The sequence below is a fragment of the Streptomyces sp. RKAG337 genome (genome assembly GCF_023701715.1).
In the GTDB taxonomy this organism is placed as follows: Bacteria; Actinomycetota; Actinomycetes; order Streptomycetales; family Streptomycetaceae; genus Actinacidiphila.
The window spans coordinates 3,672,451-3,689,156 of record NZ_JAJOZA010000001.1; the positions used below are offsets into that span (position 1 = coordinate 3,672,451).

The 16,706-nt window shown below is 70.1% G+C and carries 14 protein-coding genes and 2 tRNA genes; 5 read left to right on the plus strand and 11 right to left on the minus strand.

Going from position 1 to position 16,706, the window contains the following annotated elements; translation table 11 throughout:
- Window positions 1-257 precede the first annotated feature (257 nt).
- Both LNW73_RS16285 and LNW73_RS36005 read left to right on the plus strand, forming a co-directional pair.
- On the plus strand, window positions 258-620 hold the full coding sequence (locus LNW73_RS16285; protein ID WP_250990410.1) for a hypothetical protein: 363 nt from the start codon (window positions 258-260) through the stop codon (window positions 618-620).
- Window positions 621-623: 3 nt separating this feature from the next.
- Entirely contained in the window at window positions 624-2,015 is a 1,392-nt protein-coding gene (locus tag LNW73_RS36005) for a hypothetical protein (protein ID WP_285391161.1), read from the plus strand.
- Here LNW73_RS36005 and LNW73_RS16295 read toward each other — a convergent pair whose 3' ends face one another.
- Both LNW73_RS16295 and LNW73_RS16300 read right to left on the minus strand, forming a co-directional pair.
- Window positions 2,016-2,555 (minus strand): hypothetical protein, encoded by a 540-nt coding sequence (locus tag LNW73_RS16295; RefSeq protein WP_250990411.1) that lies wholly within the window; start codon window positions 2,553-2,555, stop codon window positions 2,016-2,018.
- Between the two features lie 142 nt (window positions 2,556-2,697).
- Complete coding sequence (locus tag LNW73_RS16300; RefSeq protein ID WP_250990412.1) at window positions 2,698-3,438, minus strand: GntR family transcriptional regulator; 741 nt, start codon at window positions 3,436-3,438, stop codon at window positions 2,698-2,700.
- Between the two features lie 135 nt (window positions 3,439-3,573).
- On the opposite strand from LNW73_RS16300, the gene LNW73_RS16305 reads away from it, so the two are divergent.
- Window positions 3,574-3,978 (plus strand): recombinase family protein, encoded by a 405-nt coding sequence (locus LNW73_RS16305; protein ID WP_250990413.1) that lies wholly within the window; start codon window positions 3,574-3,576, stop codon window positions 3,976-3,978.
- Between the two features lie 411 nt (window positions 3,979-4,389).
- Here the strand turns inward: LNW73_RS16305 and LNW73_RS16310 are convergent, their stop codons facing one another.
- Window positions 4,390-4,611 carry a helix-turn-helix domain-containing protein gene (locus tag LNW73_RS16310; protein ID WP_250990414.1) on the minus strand — a complete coding sequence of 74 codons (222 nt, stop codon included), beginning with the start codon at window positions 4,609-4,611 and terminating at the stop codon, window positions 4,390-4,392.
- Window positions 4,612-5,190: 579 nt separating this feature from the next.
- Window positions 5,191-5,263 (minus strand) — tRNA-Ala (locus LNW73_RS16315).
- A 100-nt stretch (window positions 5,264-5,363) separates the two neighbouring features.
- Here LNW73_RS16315 and LNW73_RS16320 point away from each other — a divergent pair.
- Both LNW73_RS16320 and LNW73_RS16325 read left to right on the plus strand, forming a co-directional pair.
- Entirely contained in the window at window positions 5,364-5,915 is a 552-nt protein-coding gene (locus LNW73_RS16320) for a helix-turn-helix domain-containing protein (protein WP_250990415.1), read from the plus strand.
- Between the two features lie 29 nt (window positions 5,916-5,944).
- Window positions 5,945-7,288, plus strand: a complete 1,344-nt coding sequence (locus LNW73_RS16325) for a serine/threonine-protein kinase (protein WP_250990416.1) — start codon at window positions 5,945-5,947, stop codon at window positions 7,286-7,288.
- Window positions 7,289-7,336: 48 nt separating this feature from the next.
- Here LNW73_RS16325 and LNW73_RS16330 read toward each other — a convergent pair whose 3' ends face one another.
- From LNW73_RS16330 to gyrB, 7 genes are all read right to left on the minus strand, one after another.
- Window positions 7,337-8,659: a hypothetical protein gene (locus LNW73_RS16330; RefSeq protein ID WP_250990417.1), complete on the minus strand. Its 1,323-nt coding sequence runs from the start codon at window positions 8,657-8,659 to the stop codon at window positions 7,337-7,339.
- The gene (locus tag LNW73_RS16335) at window positions 8,659-10,581 is read right to left on the minus strand and encodes a vWA domain-containing protein (RefSeq protein ID WP_250990418.1); all 1,923 of its coding nucleotides are present in this window, start codon (window positions 10,579-10,581) and stop codon (window positions 8,659-8,661) included. The genes LNW73_RS16330 and LNW73_RS16335 overlap by 1 nt, the downstream gene beginning before the upstream one ends.
- A 206-nt stretch (window positions 10,582-10,787) precedes the next feature.
- Window positions 10,788-10,928: a DLW-39 family protein gene (locus LNW73_RS16340; protein WP_018559211.1), complete on the minus strand. Its 141-nt coding sequence runs from the start codon at window positions 10,926-10,928 to the stop codon at window positions 10,788-10,790.
- Window positions 10,929-11,108: 180 nt separating this feature from the next.
- Window positions 11,109-11,182, minus strand: a tRNA-Ile gene (locus LNW73_RS16345).
- A 62-nt stretch (window positions 11,183-11,244) separates the two neighbouring features.
- Window positions 11,245-11,946, minus strand: a complete 702-nt coding sequence (locus LNW73_RS16350; protein ID WP_250976775.1) for a DUF3566 domain-containing protein — start codon at window positions 11,944-11,946, stop codon at window positions 11,245-11,247.
- A gap of 3 nt (window positions 11,947-11,949) precedes the next feature.
- A complete protein-coding gene (gyrA, locus tag LNW73_RS16355) occupies window positions 11,950-14,535 on the minus strand; it encodes a DNA gyrase subunit A (protein WP_138351183.1) in 2,586 nt (861 codons plus the stop codon).
- A 41-nt stretch (window positions 14,536-14,576) separates the two neighbouring features.
- Entirely contained in the window at window positions 14,577-16,610 is a 2,034-nt protein-coding gene (gene gyrB / locus LNW73_RS16360; protein WP_308401994.1) for a DNA topoisomerase (ATP-hydrolyzing) subunit B, read from the minus strand.
- Window positions 16,611-16,706 lie beyond the last annotated feature (96 nt).

The following is a 16,706-nucleotide window of genomic DNA, read 5'->3' on the forward strand; positions in this document are numbered from 1 at the left end:
TGTTGGGCGCTGCTGTGGGTGGCCGCCGGAGCCGTCACGTTCGGCAGCGCCTTCCTCCGTATCGGCCGCGACCGGTGGGGTTTCGTCGCCGCGTGCGTCCCCCCGTTCCTGTGGGCGGCAGCGTACGGAACGGCCGCCGTCGATGGCGTCTACTCGCGGGGCGCGTTCGTCTGTATTTGGTACCTGACCTCGCACGTTGGCCTCACTGTGTGGGCCTCTCGCGTCCCCGAGGATCCATTGCCGGTGAGGGGGCCGAAGTGAATGAAGTCGTGGGCATTGTGGGCGCCGTCGTCACGGTCGTCGGCATGGTCATCACAGGGTGGATGTCGCTCCGCGGTACGCGAGCCGCCGCCGCCATCACCGCGGCCGGACAGGAGCGCAGCGCCGCCGCTGCTGCCGCACCGGCCGTGACCGCGGCCAACTTCGCCGTACTGCAAGCGACCGTCGACCGGGTCGACGAGGAGAACGCGGAGATCCGCACCGAGCTACGCGGCTTGCGCGCCCTCGTCCGCGCCTACTCCTGGACCGTCGACCGGCTCATCGCACAGATACGCCGGGGCGGCACCGAGCCCGAAGAGCTGCACGACCTGGTGAAAGAACACATGCGGACAGGAGCTTGAATCATGCTGCCTCCCGGGGTACAGACCGTCACCCTCACCGGCCACATCACCCGCCCGGATGGCCATGGGCTCGACGACTACGTGCACGTGACCCCGTCGCCGGGCGAGCTGGTGAGCGCCGAGCACGGGGTGATCATGCGCGGCATGGTGCCCGCCGCGCCGGACGCCGAGGGCGAGTGGTCGCTCGTGCTCTGCGCAGCCGACGCCGAGGGCGTGAGCCCGACCGGCTTCACGTACCGGATCGACCGGCCCGGTCGCTCGTACTACGTGAGCCTTCCGCATTCCCTCGGCACGGTAGACCTCTCGGCACTGACGCCGGTCCCGTCCGACGACGGCGACTACGTGATCGTGCCCGGCCCGCCAGGACCGGCCGGGCCGACCGGTGCCACCGGAGCGCAAGGCCCCGCGGGTGCAACTGGCCCGGCCGGAAGCACGGGCGCCACGGGACCGGCCGGCCCGACGGGAGCGACCGGGGCAACTGGCACACCCGGCGCAACAGGAGCGACCGGCCCGGCCGGGGCAACGGGACCACAGGGAATCCAGGGCGACACCGGCCCGACCGGTGCCACGGGCGCAGCAGGTACGCCCGGCGCAACCGGAGCAGCGGGCCCGAAGGGCGACACCGGCAACACCGGGGCGACCGGCGCCACGGGTGCGACCGGACCACAACCCGCCCTCGGCGCAGCCGGGGCAGGGCCCACCATCGCCCTCAAGTCCGATGACCCGACGACGACGAACGCCCGTACGCCGACCGCCCATCACGCCTCGCACGCCACGGGGGGCAGCGACCCCGTCACACCCGCTGACATCGGCGCCTACTCGCAGGCCGCCGGCGACGCGCTCGCCACGCGGGTCTCTGCGGTCGAGTCCGGATTCACCACGGTGAACGGCTACATCACCGACGCCCTCACCCGCATCGCGTCCCTTGAGGGCCGCATGACCGCGGCCGAGGCCGAGACCACCACGGTCTACAAGACGGCCGACGAGAGCCGCACCTCGCTCATCACCCTCACCGACGACGGGCACCTCTCGATCCCTGTTGCTGCGTCCTCGGTGTACGCCATCGACGTCCTGCTCATCGTCGATGGTGACCCGGCCGCGGACCTGGCTTTCCAGCTCGCGGCGCCGGCCGGATCGTCGGGCGGGTGGGCACCGGTCGCGACCACGCTGAGCACCGCCGACGGCACGGGCTCATTGCGGCTCACGAAGTTCGCGTTCGGCGCGCCGTCCAGCGTGGGCATCACGGCGGCCGGGCTGCTGGTCCTGCCCCGCGGCACCCTTGTGACTGGCGGCACGGCGGGCGTCCTCAAGGTGCAGTGGGGGCAGGTCGTCAGCTCGGCTACCCCGACGTGGCTGCGCGCTGGCTCGTCGATCCGGTTGACGCGTCTCGCGTGATCAGCCGAGCGACTTGGCCGCAGCCTCGTAGGCGCGGGCCTGCGTCGGCGTGAGGATGCGCGATACCCGCACGAGGGCCGTGCCGCTGACGTAGTCGTACTCGACGGCGGCGGGCATGGCCTTGCCGATGCGGCCGATGTACTCGGCGCGGGTGTGGGCCTCGGCTGCTGTGCTGAATACCTCGACGGATCCGCCGCGTTCGATCGCGTCGGAGCGCAGGCCCTCGACCTCGGCCGCCTTGACCCGGCTGTCGGAGAACGCCGTCTTCGAGGTGTAGCTCCCGGGGCGGCCGAGCAGGTGGTTCGGGTCGGTGTCCTCGGTGTAGACGAGCGTCGTCTTCATGGTCGGGATCTTCTTGCCGAGCCCGGTCGTGATGGCCTTCGCGTCGAGCGGCCCGGCCGGCTTGTCGGCGGCCGGCGGTTGGGCCGTGGTCGTGCTGGCCGAAGGCGCGGCGGCCGGGGCGTTGGGTGTCGGCGTCGAGCTGCATCCGGTGAGCGCGACGGCTGCGACGAGCGCGGCTCCGGCGATGGTGGTGCGCATGGTTCCCCCCACGTGTGGCGTGAGCGGCTCACGGTAGCGACAGGGGTGCGGCGCCCGGAGGTTCAGTGACCCGACCGTGACGTTCCGAGCAGCGCAGCGCCCCTGCCCTCGGGGGAGAGCAGGGGCGCAATCGGGCGCCAGGCTACGGCGTCGGCGTGTACTCGTAGCCGATGGTGTGCAGCTCGGGGAGGCACCACTCGCCGTACTCGACCATGCCGAGGTCATCGGACCAGCGGTGCGCACCGGCAAGGATGATCGAGCCTTCGTGCAGACCGAGGAGCCCGGCCTCGCGCCGGTCGGCAGCGCGGGCGTGGAAGTCGTCGCGGGCGTGCGTGATCCGGCGTCCGGTCGCGTGCATGATCTGTGTGATCAGGTGGTCGGCTTTGCCCGCGTCCGTCGACAGCAGGTCGGGGACCTGCACGGCGAACGTCGCGGGGTGCCAGCTCACAGACAGGCTCAGCCGGTCTTGCCCGCGGCCGGTCACCCACTCGCGGCGCACCACCTGATCACCGCCGTCGAGCCCGAAGAGTTCGCCGACGTACACCGGCGGAACGACGAGCGCCGCGGAGGTGACGCGCACCGTCTCGCCCTTGCCGTGAATGCTGCCGGTCCGCTGCACGCGGTCGAGCCGGTCACGCGGCGTGCTGGCCGCGAGCGCCGTATCGGAGACGAACGCGCCACGGCGAGGGCTGGTGTAGACGTACCCCTCGACGGCGAGCTGAGCTATGGCGTTCGCCGCCGTCTGGTGCGCGACGCTGAACTTTTCGGCGATGGCTCGGACACCGGGGAGTTGCGTACCGGGCGCGAGCTCCCCGTCGATGATCTGCCTGCGGTAGTGGCCGGTGATCTGCATGTACGGGGCGGGCGTTCCCTCGGTGCTCATGGTGCCCCTCTCGTCTGTTCTAGGTCAGCGCTCAGTGTACTAGAACACGGGCCCTTGACCTGTTCTAGGTCAGAGGTATCGTTGTCCTAGAACAGCACGCACCGTGTGCAGTCGCTCACTATCCCGGGGGCACCCATGACCCGCCCGCCCGGCACACCCGTCGTCCTCTACGCCTGCACCACCCACTACGGCAACACGGAGCAGCTCCTCGCTGACCTCCGCGCGCACGCCGTCGCGCACGGGTGGAACGTCGTGGCCGAACACGCAGACGCAACCGGCGCCGCACCGGAAGCCGAGCGCCCGGCATTCCTCAAGGCGAAGGCGCTGCTCACCAGCGGCGCAGCCGAAGGGATGCTAAGCCGGTACCCGGCGATGGCCGCCTATCACCCCCACGAGCAGGCTGCGTTCCGCGACTGGCTCGAAGTGCGGGGCGCATGGGTCCACTACACGTGGCCCGCCCCCCGGCATCGCCACCCGCGGCCGGACGGCGACGACTCGGTAGACCCGTGCGGCATCCCCGCTGCGGAGGTGGCGCGGTGAAGACCACGACCACCCCCCGCCTGTCCGGACATTGCCGGCTGGCGATGACTCCCGGCATGGCGTGGATGCACGGGCGCTGCTCGGGCTATCTGCTCGCGCAGCCCAGCACCAGCACGCCGCCGAGGGTCTGTGCCTGCACCATCTGCGGGCACGGTGCCCGATGACCGGCCGGCGGTACTGCTCGTGGTGCAAGATCGTGCAGGACGCGTGCGTGTTGGTCGGCGTGATCGAGCGAGCGAGTTCCGCGGCCTACCCCCTTTACGCGTGCCGAGGGTGCCGATCGATGCGGCGGCTCGTGCCGTTCGCGGACCACCCGGCGGGCACCGACGGCAGCCCGCGCACCGCACCACCGCGCATACGCCGCTGAGACTGGACTGCCGGCCGTTGGCCCCCCTCGCGGTCGGCAGTCCGCTACTCCCGCACGAGGTCGGCCAGGGGCACGCCGAGCGCACCGGCGATAAGGAGCAGGTGGTCGAGGAACGTACTCGACGAGCCCGCCTCGATACGGATGATCGTCGATCGGTCGAGGCCGGTCGCTCCGGCCAGCGCTTCTTGCGTTAAGTGCGCGTGTTCGCGGGTGGAGCGGATCCGCTGGCCGATGGCCTGGCGGCGCGGGAGCACCCATCCGGGCATCGGGTCTGCTGGCACATGGCCACGCTCTGTTGATCATGGCTGGATGTCAGTAGCATCGATGCAACATTTCCGGCGGTGACCTCCGGTTATGACTTACCTCTCAGGCAAACCAGATGCAGGGAGCACGGACCTTCGGGGATGGTTGCCCAAGTCACCGGTCGTGGCTCAGACTCCGCCATGACCGGGCAAGGAGCGGCGCAAGGGGTGTCCGCACATCCGCTCATTGCGCCGTTAGACGCCATGATTCGGTCAAGGCGTCCCGCCCCGCCCCGTTTTGGGGGCGGGGCGGTCTAGATTGCATGAGAGAGGCCCCCGCCGAGTTATCCGGCAGGGGCCTCTTCCCCGTAAGTCCCGCCTCCCCGCGGGTGCCTACAGGCAGACGGAGGGCGCACATCAGGCGCGTACGGGGAGCAACGCCAGCCCCCTCCGCGATCAGCACTCTACGGGGTGAGCGCTTACTTTCCAGTCCCTCGTTCGAGTGATCGAACGGCAAGATCACTAGGGGATGTGGACTCTATGCGGACTCTGATCATGGAAGCGGCCCCCCTGTTCGATAACAGGGGGGCCGCTCATCAGGGGTGGAGCCTAGGAGATTCGAACTCCTGACATCTGCCTTGCAAAGGCAGCGCTCTACCAACTGAGCTAAGGCCCCTCTTCGCAGAACAGCGTACCCGTTCCGGGACGCGACCCCGACCCAGTATCCCGGTCCGTAGGATGCTTTGCAGGATTCACGGCCGCAAACAGGAGTGCGTATGGACCCCTCTCCGCACGACGCCGCCAGCCGCGCGCAGGAGCTGCAGCGCAATTGGTACGGCGAGCCGCTCGGCGACCTCTTCCGCCGCCTCATCGGCGATCTCGGGCTGAACCAGGCGCGCCTGGCGGGCGTGCTGGGGCTCTCCGCGCCGATGCTCTCGCAGCTGATGAGCGGTCAGCGCGCGAAGATCGGCAACCCGGCCGTCGTCCAGCGGCTGCAAGCACTCCAGGATCTCGCCGGGCATGTCGCCGACGGCAGCGTGACGTCCTCCGAGGCGACCTCGCGGATGGACGACATCAGGCAGTCGTCCGGCTCCTCCGTCCTCACCGGCACCACCCACAGCTCCTCCTCGGGCTCCGCGGCCGGCGCCGCCCGGCACGTCGTACGGGACATCCAGTCGCTGCTGCGGGCCGTCGCGTCCGCCGAAGAGATTGCGGAAGCGGCGAACACCCTCGCGTCCAGCCATCCACAACTGGCAAAGTTCCTCCATGTGTACGGCGCCGGGCGCACCGCAGAAGCGATCGCCCACTACGAGGCGCACCAGAGCTGACCGGATGAGCAGGGGGCGGGTCGCAGACCATGGGTGAGGTCTTCGCAGGCCGGTACGAGCTGGTGGACCCGATCGGACGGGGCGGCTCGGGCGCGGTCTGGCGTTCCTGGGACCACCGGCGGGCACGCTATGTCGCGGCGAAGGTCCTCCAGCAGAGCGACGCGCACGCCCTGCTGCGCTTCGTCCGCGAGCAGGCGATGCGGATCGACCATCCGCACGTCCTGGCGCCCGCCAGCTGGGCCGCCGACGACGACAAGGTCCTGTTCACCATGGACCTGGTCCGCGGCGGATCGCTCTCCCACCTGATCGGCGACTACGGGCCGCTGCCCCCGCACTTCGTGTGCGCCCTGCTCGACCAGCTGCTCTCCGGGCTGACGGCCGTCCACGCCGAAGGCGTCGTGCACCGGGACATCAAGCCCGCCAACATCCTGCTGGAGGCCACCGGCACCGGCCAGCCGCACCTGCGGCTGTCGGACTTCGGCATCGCCATGCGCAAGGGCGAGCCGCGGCTGACCGAGGTCAACTACGTCGTCGGCACCCCGGGCTACTTCGCGCCCGAGCAGATGATGGGCGCGGAACCCGACTTCCCGGCCGATCTGTACGCGGTCGGCCTGGTCGCCCTCTACCTGCTCAGCGGGCAGAAGCCGGACGCCCAGGCGATCTACGAGCGCTATCTGAACGAGGGCGTCCCGCGCGCCCCGCAGGGTGTGCCCGAGCCGATGTGGCAGGTCATCGGCAATCTGCTGCAACCCGACCCGGACGCCCGCTTCCGCACCGCCACCGGCGCCCGCAAGGCGCTCTCCGCCGTGGTCGAGCTGCTGTCGGTGCCCGGTCTGGACGACGAGCCGGTCGAGGTCTTCGACCAGATCGGCCCACTGCCGGAGGGCTTCGACGCCCAGGGCCCGCACCGGAAGCGGCGTCGGGCCCGGGCCGAGGAAACCAGCAGCTTCCACCTCCCGGCGCCCCAGCCGCCACCGGCCCCGGCCCCGGTACCGTCCCCGGTACCGTCCCCGTCCCCGTCCCCGTCCCCGTCCCCGGAGTACGCACCGCAGCAGCCGCCCGCGTACGGCTACCCCCAGACGGGAACACAGACCCCACCGCCCCCCGCCCACAACCCGTACACGACGGCAGCAGCGGCCCAGAGCCACCTCCAGACAGGACCGGCCCAACCCGCGGCAGAGGCACCCACAGGCCCGCCCCAGCTGCCGGAACCCACCCGCCCGTACACAGCGGCGCTACACCCCACACCGCCCCCCGCCTTGCACCCGGCTCCGCAACGCCGACCGGGACCACCGACCAAGCTGGTGATCCCGATCCTGATCGTCGCCGCGCTCTGCTTCGCGGTAGGCATCTGGGCGCTGACAGCGGCCTGAACGACGGGGCCGGCCGAGGCATGCGGCCCCCGACACACCAACCGGCCACTACCAAGCAGGCGGCGGCCCGTACCCCGACTGCGGCGGCTGCGGCGCCTGAGCCGCGGCCGCAGCCGCAACCCGCGGCCGCCGCCGCGCCGCCACCAGCCACACCGCCAGGCTCAGCAGCAGGACCGTGCCCGCCCCGAGCGCCGCGAACGCCACCATCCGCATCGTGGAGCTCGAACCGCCACCCGTGGCAGTGCCGTCGGCCTTCGCCAGATCGTCGCCGCTGATGCTGAACCCGGCCTTGGCCGCGTCCCCGTCGTACCCCGGCGAAGGAGCCACCGCCCCCTTGACGTCCAGCCGCAGAGTGACGCCGATCGGGCCGTTCACGACGTCCTTGACGCCCGGGTGCACGCTGACCGCGAAGTAGTACCAGCCCGCGAACCGGGTGGCCGAGACCTTGCTGCCGCTCTCGAACCGGTTGGCGTACGAGACCGGTACGGTCTGGCCGGTGATCGACGTCTGCTTGCCCGCGTAGGACTCCGTGTCGTCGTCGATGTGGCCGCGGGCGGGGTTGTACGCGTCGACCCGCACCCCGGCGCTCTGGAAGCCGTTCTCCTTGGCCGCGGGCGCGTTGGCGAAGTCGGCGAAGAGGACCGCGTGCTGGCCCCAGTCCACCGGCACCTTGTAGAAGCGGGTCTCGCCGGGCAGCACCTTGTCGTTCCAGATGCCGCTCTTGATGGCCGCCGCATCGTTGAAGCTGGTGCCGCCCTGCGCCGGCTTGGGCGTACCGGTCACCGGCGTGGGAGACGCCTCCGTGGCGCTGGAGGCGGGCGCGGGCTTGGCGTCGGCCTTGAGTGCCGGCTCCGACATGAAACGGATCTCGACGGGCCACTCGGCCGGGTCCGAGGTCCCGGCGCTCTCCCGCTTGATCTCCAGGGTGTAGCGGTTGGCCTCCTGGCACCGCCCGTCCTTCTCGATGGTCCGCGCCGTGTAGCCGCCGACCGGCCGCGCCGCCCCGTCGTTGTCGAAGTGCGCGTCGAAGCTGTCGCAGTCGGTGCCGTCGGCACTCTGCAGCTTGAGGTCGATGCCGTCCCCGTAGGCGACCTTGGCGCCCGGCTTCGGAACGGCGAACGCCGACAGGTACGCCGAGGACTTCGCGTCCAGGTCCACGCCGTAGTACTTGGTGTCGCCCACCTTGAGGGTGTCCTTGTAGGTGCCGCCCGGCGTGAGCGCCTGGGCCTCGGCCGTCGTGGCCGCGCCCTTCACCGCCGTGCCCTGCGGCTGCCACACGGGCACGGCGGTGTCCGCCAGTGCCGTGCCCTGCAGCCCGGCGAGCGTCACGCCGGCCACCGCAACCGCCACCAACAGTCCGCGTCCGCGCATTACGCTCCGCCCCTCTTCGTCCGGCGCACCAGCGCCACCCCGCCGACGGCCGCGAGCGCGACCGCCCCGCCCGCTCCTGCCGCGATCATGTCCTTGCCGGTCATGAATCCGGTCATGAATCCTCCCCCGTCCGAGCCGCCGCTGTCGCGGCCCGCAGCCGAATCGCCGCCCTTGCCGGCAGCCTTCCCGCCGTCCGGTCCGCCGTCCTTGGTCTGGCCCTTGGCCAGGGCCGGTGCCTGGTACTGCGGCCCGGCCAGTTCGTCGCCCGTCACATCGACCCGCAGGACGACGCCGACCGCCGCGTTCCTCGCCAGCCGCGCGGCCTTCGGGCCGAGCGACACGGCGATGTAATAGTCCCCGGCGCTGTGCACCGCGGGGGCCGAGCCGCCGACGACCCAGCGGTTGGTCCAGGTCACCGGTACCGTCCCGAGCCCCACGGACAGGGGCTTGCCGGTGTAGCTGCGGTGGTCGTCGCCGCCGGAGGCGTCGCGCACCGGCTGCCGGCCCGGCCCGTACGTCCCCGTCTCGACGTAACTCCAGACGGAGGCCGCGGACGCGTCGTCCAGCACCGGCTCGTTGGCGAACTCGGCCGCATAGCTCAGCTGTTGTCCCCAGCCCAGCCGCACCTTGTAGAAGCGGGTCTGTGCGGGCAGCAGCTTGTCGCGCCAGACGCCCTTGGTGAGCGCGGCCGCGTCGTTGAAGCCGGTGCCGCCCGTGATGTCCTTCGGGTCGCCGGCGAGCGGGGCGGGCTTGTCGCCGTACTCGGTCTCGGCGGCCGCGGGCGTGGTCCCGGCCTTGAGCGGCGCCTCGCTCCCGTACCGGATCTCGATCGGCCACCGGCCCTGGTCGGAGCCGGGGGCGCTGGTCCGGTGCACCGAGAGCAGGTACGGGCCGGCCTTGTCGCAGCTGCCGTCGCCCTTGGCGGTGGGCACCCGGCTCACCGCCGCGGTGACGATCATCGCGCCCTCGTCCTGCCCGAAGTGCGCGGATCCGGTGTCGCAGGTGAACGCGTACTGGCCGGCCGACGCCGCCTTCAGCTCGATGCCGTCCCCGTAGCCGACCTTGACGCCCGGCTGCGGAACCGCGGTCACCGCGAGGTCCGCGGTGGCGGTGCCGTCCAGGCCCGCCGCGTACCAGCGGGTCTCTCCGGGCCCGATGGTGTCCAGGTACTGCCCCGGCGCGACGGCCGCCGCCCGTGCGGCCGTCGTGCCCCCGGTGATGCGGGTGCCGTCGAAGCGGTAGGCGTCGGCGCTGAGCTGCGACGCGCGCACCAGCTGCCGGGCGAGCGCCGCGGCGTCGGGGGCGTCGTAGTACGCGCCGTGTCCGGCCCGGGCGACGCACTCCAGCTCCGCGCGGGCGGCGCCCTTCACCTGGAAGCCGATGGTGTCGATCCGCAGCCCGATCCCGTCCCCGGCGAGCTGGGCCGCCACGTCGCAGGGCTTGGGCGCCCCGCAGTTGGACTCGCCGTCGGAGATCAGCAGGACCGTCCGCCGGCCGTCCTTGGGCAGGTCGCCCGCGGCCCGGGTCAGCGCCAGGGCGGTCGGGGTGTCCCCCTTGGGCTGGACGGCCGCCACGGCCCGCTTCATCGCGTCCCGGTCCAGCGGGACGACGGGCTCGGCGAGCTGGGTGTCGTCGCAGCCGTGCGGCTTGCCGGCGCCGTAGACCCGCAGCCCGGTCCTGTGACCGTCCGGCAGGGTGTCCACGACGGTGTTGACGGCCTTGCGGGCCGACTCGATCCGGGTGCTGCCCGAGCCGTCGGCTCCAGCCATCGATCCGGACGAGTCCAGCACCATGATCAGGCTGTCGTCCGCGGCCGGTACGGCGGCCTGCGCGGCCGCCGGCCCGCCGAGCGCCGCGAGGACGGAGATCAGCAGTCCGCCGCTCACCGCCCCGGCAGCCGCGCGCCACTGTGGTCGTTGCATGCTGTGCTCCCCCTCGACCGGACCGGCTCTATTTGCTACCGCGAAGGTATTGATTTGCGTGAGCAAACTCAAGACGTTTCCCGTCACGGTCCCGCAACAGCGGGCGCACCCTCACCGAGCGGCCGGCTTCGGCACGGAGCGCCCGGCCCGGCACAGCAAGAGGCCCCGACCGCTGTGCGGTCGGGGCCTCGGAGCACTTCGGCGTCTCAGACGCTCGCGCCGGAACCTGCCGGTACGGAGTCGGTCGCTTCCGTCCACAGATCCTGCTCGGCGCGGTCCGCCTGGATCTGGCGGTACACGAGGAGCCCGCCGATGGCGGCCAGTGCCACCAGGAGAAACTTCTTCACCGCGCGACCTCGTCCTTCTTGGATTGGGAGAGCCCTGACGCGCCCGACTATACACACCGGCCGATACCGAACGGTGACCTGCACCCGCTCCAACTCCCGTACCGGACAGCATCCGGACAGCCCGCCGGAGACAGCAAACGGCCCGTACGGATCAGGATCCGTACGGGCCGTTCAACGCGGTGGGCCTAACAGGACTTGAACCTGTGGCCTCTTCCTTATCAGGGAAGCGCTCTAACCGTCTGAGCTATAGGCCCGCGCTGCAACGAAAGATTAGCGCACCACAGGCCATGTCCCAAAATCGGAATCCGGCGCCCTGCTACTCGTCCTCGGCGAGCGTCAGCTCGACGCCCCCGACGAAGCCCGCGGACATGTTGTAGATGAAGGCACCGAGGGTGGCCAGCGCCGTCGCGAGGACCACGTCGATCACCGCGATGACCGTGGTGATGACCAGGACCCGGGACAGCGACAGGAAGGACACCAGGTCGAAACCACCGCTGCCACCGCCCTCCGCCGTCGTCGCGTCGCTGATCGTGCTGCCGACGGTGCTGAAGACGCCGATCGCGTCCAGCACCATCCACAGCACCGCCACCGCCACGATCGTGCAGACGCCCAGCGCGATGGAGAGCAGGAAACTGACCTTCATCACCGACCAGGGGTCGGCCCTGGCGACCCGCAGCCGCGCCTTGCGCGTCCGCGGGACGGTACGGGCGGCGGGACGCGGCCTGCGGACGCCCGCGGCGGCCGGCGCCCCCACGCCGGCCCCCTGAGCGGCCGGCGGCGCGTACGCCTGCGCGGGCTGGTGCGGAGGCTGCTCCGGTGCACCGGGAACCCCCGCGCCATAGGTTTGAAGCGGGCCCGCATGATGCGGCGGACGTGTGTCGGTCACGGTGGATCCCCCCTGCTGCGGGCCGCTGTCCGTGGGGGAACCAGGGGCACCGCCGGCACCGGCCTGGGTGGCCGCCTGCGGCCGGTCCGGGCCTGTCGTCCCACCAGCAGCGGCGCCCGTGGCTCCACTCACGGCCTACTCCTCGATTTCAGCGGCCACGGGCTGGTCGCCCTCGGCCTCTTCGGCGTCGACCTCATCGGCCTCTGCCCCAGCCTCGGCATTGCGGGCGATACCGACGACGGCATCCCGCTTGCCAAGGTTGATCAGTTGGACGCCCATGGTGTCACGGCCCGTCTCCCTGACCTCGTTGACCCGCGTACGAATCACTCCACCGCTGAGCGAGATGGCGAGGATCTCATCGGTCTCCTCGACCACCAGCGCCCCGACGAGGGAACCGCGGTCCTCGACGATCTTCGCCGCCTTGATACCGAGTCCGCCACGCCCCTGGACGCGGTATTCGTCCACCTTGGTGCGCTTGGCGTACCCGCCGTCCGTGGCGGTGAAGACGAACGTACCCGGCCGGACCACATTCATCGAGAGCAGTTCGTCGCCCTCTCGGAAACTCATGCCCTTGACGCCCGACGTGGCACGGCCCATCGGGCGCAGCGCGTCGTCCGTCGCGGTGAACCGGATGCACTGGGCCTTGCGGCTCACCAGCAGCAGATCGTCCTCCGCCGACACCAGCTCGGCACCGATCAGCTCGTCGTCGGAACCGTCCGCGGCCTCGCGCAGGTTGATGGCGATGACGCCGCCGGCCCGCGGGGAGTCGTAGTCCTTGAGCGCGGTCTTCTTGACCAGGCCCGCCTTGGTGGCGAGCACCAGGTACGGCACGGCCGCGTAGTCCCGGATCGCGAGGATCTGGGCGATCTTCTCGTCCGGCTGGAACGCCAGCAGGTTCGCGACGTGCTGGCCGCGGGCGTCCCGGCCGGCGTCCGGCAGCTCGTACGCCTTCGCCCGGTAGACACGGCCCTTGTTGGTGAAGAACAGCAGCCAGTGGTGCGTGGTGGAGACGAAGAAGTGGTCGACGATGTCGTCCTGCTTCAGCTTCGCGCCGCGTACGCCCTTGCCGCCGCGCTTCTGCGACCGGTAGTCCTCGGTCTTGGTGCGCTTGACGTAACCGCCGTGCGTGATCGTGACGACGATGTCCTCTTCGGCGATCAGGTCCTCGATGGACATGTCACCGTCGAAGGGGATCAGCTTGCTGCGCCGGTCGTCGCCGAACTTGTCGACGATGACCGCCAGCTCCTCGCTGATGATCTGCCGCTGCCGCTCGGGCGAGGCCAGGATCGCGTTGTACTCGTTGATCTTGGCCTGCAGCTCGTCGTGCTCCGCGACGATCTTCTGCCGCTCCAGGGCCGCGAGGCGCCGCAGCTGCATCTCCAGGATCGCGTTGGCCTGGATCTCGTCGATCGACAGCAGGCCCATCAGGCCCTCACGGGCGATCTCGACCGTGTTGCTGCGCCGGATCAGCGCGATGACCTCGTCGATCGCGTCCAGCGCCTTGAGCAGACCGCGCAGGATGTGCGCCCGCTCCTCCGCCTTCCGCAGCCGGAAACGCGTACGGCGGACGATGACCTCGACCTGGTGCGTCACCCAGTGCCGGATGAACGCGTCGATCGACAGCGTGCGCGGCACCCCGTCGACCAGCGCCAGCATGTTCGCGCCGAAGTTGGTCTGCAGATCGGTGTGCTTGTACAGGTTGTTCAGCACGACCTTGGCGACCGCGTCGCGCTTGAGCACCACGACCAGGCGCTGCCCGGTGCGCGAGCTCGTCTCGTCGCGGACGTCGGCGATGCCGGCGACCTTGCCGTCCTTCACCAGGTCGGCGATCTTCTGCGCGAGGTTGTCCGGGTTGACCTGGTACGGAAGCTCCGTGACCACCAGGCACTGGCGGCCCTGGATCTCCTCGACGTTGACGATCGCGCGCATCGTGATCGAGCCGCGGCCCGTGCGGTACGCGTCCTCGATGCCGCTGCGGCCCACGACCAGCGCGCCGGTCGGGAAGTCCGGGCCCTTGATCCGCTCCAGGAGCGCGTCCAGCAGCTCCTCGTGCGAGGCCTCGGGGTTCTCCAGGTACCACTGCGCACCGGCCGCGACCTCGCGGAGGTTGTGCGGCGGGATGTTGGTGGCCATGCCGACCGCGATGCCCGCGGAACCGTTGACCAGCAGGTTCGGGAAGCGCGCCGGGAGGACCGTCGGCTCCTGGTTACGGCCGTCGTAGTTGTCCTGGAAATTGACGGTGTCCTCGTCAATGTCGCGGACCATCTCCATCGACAGCGGCATCATCTTGCACTCGGTGTACCGCATGGCGGCGGCCGGGTCGTTGCCCGGGGAACCGAAGTTGCCGTTGGAGTCCACGAGCGGCATGCGCATCGACCAGTGCTGGGCGAGGCGGACCAGCGCGTCGTAGATCGAGGAGTCGCCGTGCGGGTGGTACGTACCCATGACGTCACCGACGACACGGGCGCACTTGTAGAAGCCCTTCTCGGGCCGGTAGCCGCCGTCGTACATCGCGTACAGCACCCGGCGGTGCACCGGCTTGAGGCCGTCACGGACGTCGGGCAGCGCACGCGACACGATGACGGACATCGCGTAGTCGAGGTAGCTGCGCTGCATCTCCGTTTCGAGGCCCACCGGCTCGATGCGCACGGTGGAGATCTCGGCATCGGCGGGCACGGCCGCCTCGTCGTCGGGCGTCACAGGGGGATTCTCGTCGGCCATTGCTGGTCAAAGTCCTTTCGGGCGGCGGCGGTGGGGCCGACTCAGATGTCGAGGAAGCGGACGTCCTTGGCGTTGCGCTGGATGAACGAGCGCCGCGCCTCGACGTCCTCACCCATCAGCACCGAGAACAGGTCGTCGGCCTGCGCGGCGTCGTCCAGGGTGACCTGGCCGAGCACCCGGTGGTCGATGTCCATGGTGGTGATCCGCAGCTCCTCGGCGTTCATCTCGCCGAGGCCCTTGAAGCGCTGGATCGCGTCTTCCCGGACCCGCTTGCCCTGGTTGCGGCCGATCTCCATCATCGCGTCGCGCTCACGGTCCGAGTACGCGTACCCGAAGTCGTCCCGGCTCCACTTGATCTTGTAGAGCGGCGGGCGCGACAGGTACACATGGCCGGCCTCGACCAGCGGGCGCATGAAGCGGAAGAGGAACGTCAGCAGCAGGGTGTTGATGTGCTGACCGTCGACGTCGGCGTCCGCCATCAGGATGATCTTGTGATAGCGGAGCTTCGAGATGTCGAAGTCCTCGTGCACACCGGTGCCGAACGCCGAGATCAGCGCCTGGACCTCGGTGTTCTGCAGGATCTTGTCGATCCGCGCCTTCTCGACGTTGAGGATCTTGCCGCGGATCGGGAGGATCGCCTGGTACTGCGGGTTACGGCCCGACTTCGCGGAACCACCGGCCGAGTCACCCTCGACGATGAAGATCTCGCACTTCGTCGGGTCGTTCGACTGGCAGTCGCTCAGCTTGCCCGGCAGCGACGCGCTCTCCAGCAGCCCCTTGCGACGGGTCAGGTCACGCGCCTTGCGGGCCGCGACCCGCGCGGTGGCCGCGTTGATCGACTTGCGGATGATGTCCGCGGCCTCGTTCGGGTTGCGGTCCAGCCAGTCCGTGAGGTGCTCGTGCACGGCCTTCTGCACGAAGGTCTTCGCCTCGGTGTTGCCCAGCTTGGTCTTCGTCTGGCCCTCGAACTGGGGCTCGCCCAGCTTGACCGAGATGATCGCCGTCAGACCCTCGCGGATGTCCTCGCCGGCGAGGTTGTCGTCCTTCTCGCGAAGGAACTTCTTCTCGCGCGCGTAGCGGTTGACCAGCCCGGTGAGCGCCGCACGGAAGCCCTCCTCGTGCGTACCGCCCTCATGGGTGTGGATCGTGTTCGCGAAGCTGTAGACACCCTCGGTGTACTGGGTGTTCCACTGCATCGCGACCTCGACGGAGAGCAGCCGCTCCTTGTCCTCCGCCTCGATGTCGATCACCGTCGGGTGAATCAGCTCGCCCTTGCGGGAGTTGAGGTGGTTCACGAAGTCGACGATGCCGCCGGGGTAGTAGTACTTCACCGAACGCACCTGGGGGGCGTCCTCCGCCTCCTCGACCACCTCGGCGCCGACGGTGGCCTTCGCCGACTCGCGCTCGTCGGTCAGAGTGATCGTCAGGCCCTTGTTGAGGAAGGCCATCTCCTGCAGTCGCCTGGACAGCGTCTCGAAGGAGTACTCAGTGGTCTCGAAGATGTCCGGGTCGGCCCAGAAGGTCACCGTGGTGCCCGTGGTGGACGACGCCTCGTTCTTCGCCAGCGGAGCGGTCGGGACACCCAGCTTGTAGTCCTGCGTCCAGCGGAAGCCGTCGCGGTTGACCTCGACGGTGACCTTCGTCGACAGCGCGTTGACGACCGAGACGCCGACGCCGTGCAGACCGCCGGAGACGGCGTAGCCACCGCCGCCGAACTTGCCGCCCGCGTGCAGCACGGTCATGACGACCTCGATGGCGGGCTTGCCCTCGGACGCGACGATGTCCACGGGGATACCGCGGCCGTTGTCGACGCAGCGGACGCCGCCGTCGGCCAGGATCGTCACGTCGATGGTGTCCGCGTGCCCGGCGAGGGCCTCGTCGACCGAGTTGTCGACCACCTCTTGGACGAGGTGGTGCAGGCCGCGCTCACCGGTGGAGCCGATGTACATGCCCGGACGCTTACGGACCGCGTCGAGGCCCTCGAGCACGGTGATCGCGCTGCCGTCGTAGACCGGACTGGAGTTCTCGTTGGGGTTGCCGGAATCGGCCACGAAGCGCCCTTTCTGGCACAGCACGAGCCGTCTCCCGCCGAGCGGGATCGGCTGCGTCGTTCGACATGTACCGCGACTGGGCGGCTTACGTATCAGTCTACCGGTAGCGCCGACATGAAT

What these genes read in the sequence shown, in the direction of transcription:
- LNW73_RS36005 (WP_285391161.1), top strand. Translation starts at nt 624, where the DNA reads ATGCTGCCTCCCGGGGTACAGACCGTCACCCTCACCGGCCACATCACC.
- LNW73_RS16295 (WP_250990411.1), bottom strand. Translation starts at nt 2,555, where the DNA reads ATGCGCACCACCATCGCCGGAGCCGCGCTCGTCGCAGCCGTCGCGCTC.
- LNW73_RS16310 (WP_250990414.1), bottom strand. Translation starts at nt 4,611, where the DNA reads ATGCCCGGATGGGTGCTCCCGCGCCGCCAGGCCATCGGCCAGCGGATC.
- LNW73_RS16320 (WP_250990415.1), top strand. Translation starts at nt 5,364, where the DNA reads ATGGACCCCTCTCCGCACGACGCCGCCAGCCGCGCGCAGGAGCTGCAG.
- LNW73_RS16325 (WP_250990416.1), top strand. Translation starts at nt 5,945, where the DNA reads ATGGGTGAGGTCTTCGCAGGCCGGTACGAGCTGGTGGACCCGATCGGA.
- LNW73_RS16300 (WP_250990412.1), bottom strand. Translation starts at nt 3,438, where the DNA reads ATGAGCACCGAGGGAACGCCCGCCCCGTACATGCAGATCACCGGCCAC.
- LNW73_RS16335 (WP_250990418.1), bottom strand. Translation starts at nt 10,581, where the DNA reads ATGCAACGACCACAGTGGCGCGCGGCTGCCGGGGCGGTGAGCGGCGGA.
- gyrA (WP_138351183.1), bottom strand. Translation starts at nt 14,535, where the DNA reads ATGGCCGACGAGAATCCCCCTGTGACGCCCGACGACGAGGCGGCCGTG.
- LNW73_RS16330 (WP_250990417.1), bottom strand. Translation starts at nt 8,659, where the DNA reads ATGCGCGGACGCGGACTGTTGGTGGCGGTTGCGGTGGCCGGCGTGACG.
- LNW73_RS16305 (WP_250990413.1), top strand. Translation starts at nt 3,574, where the DNA reads ATGACCCGCCCGCCCGGCACACCCGTCGTCCTCTACGCCTGCACCACC.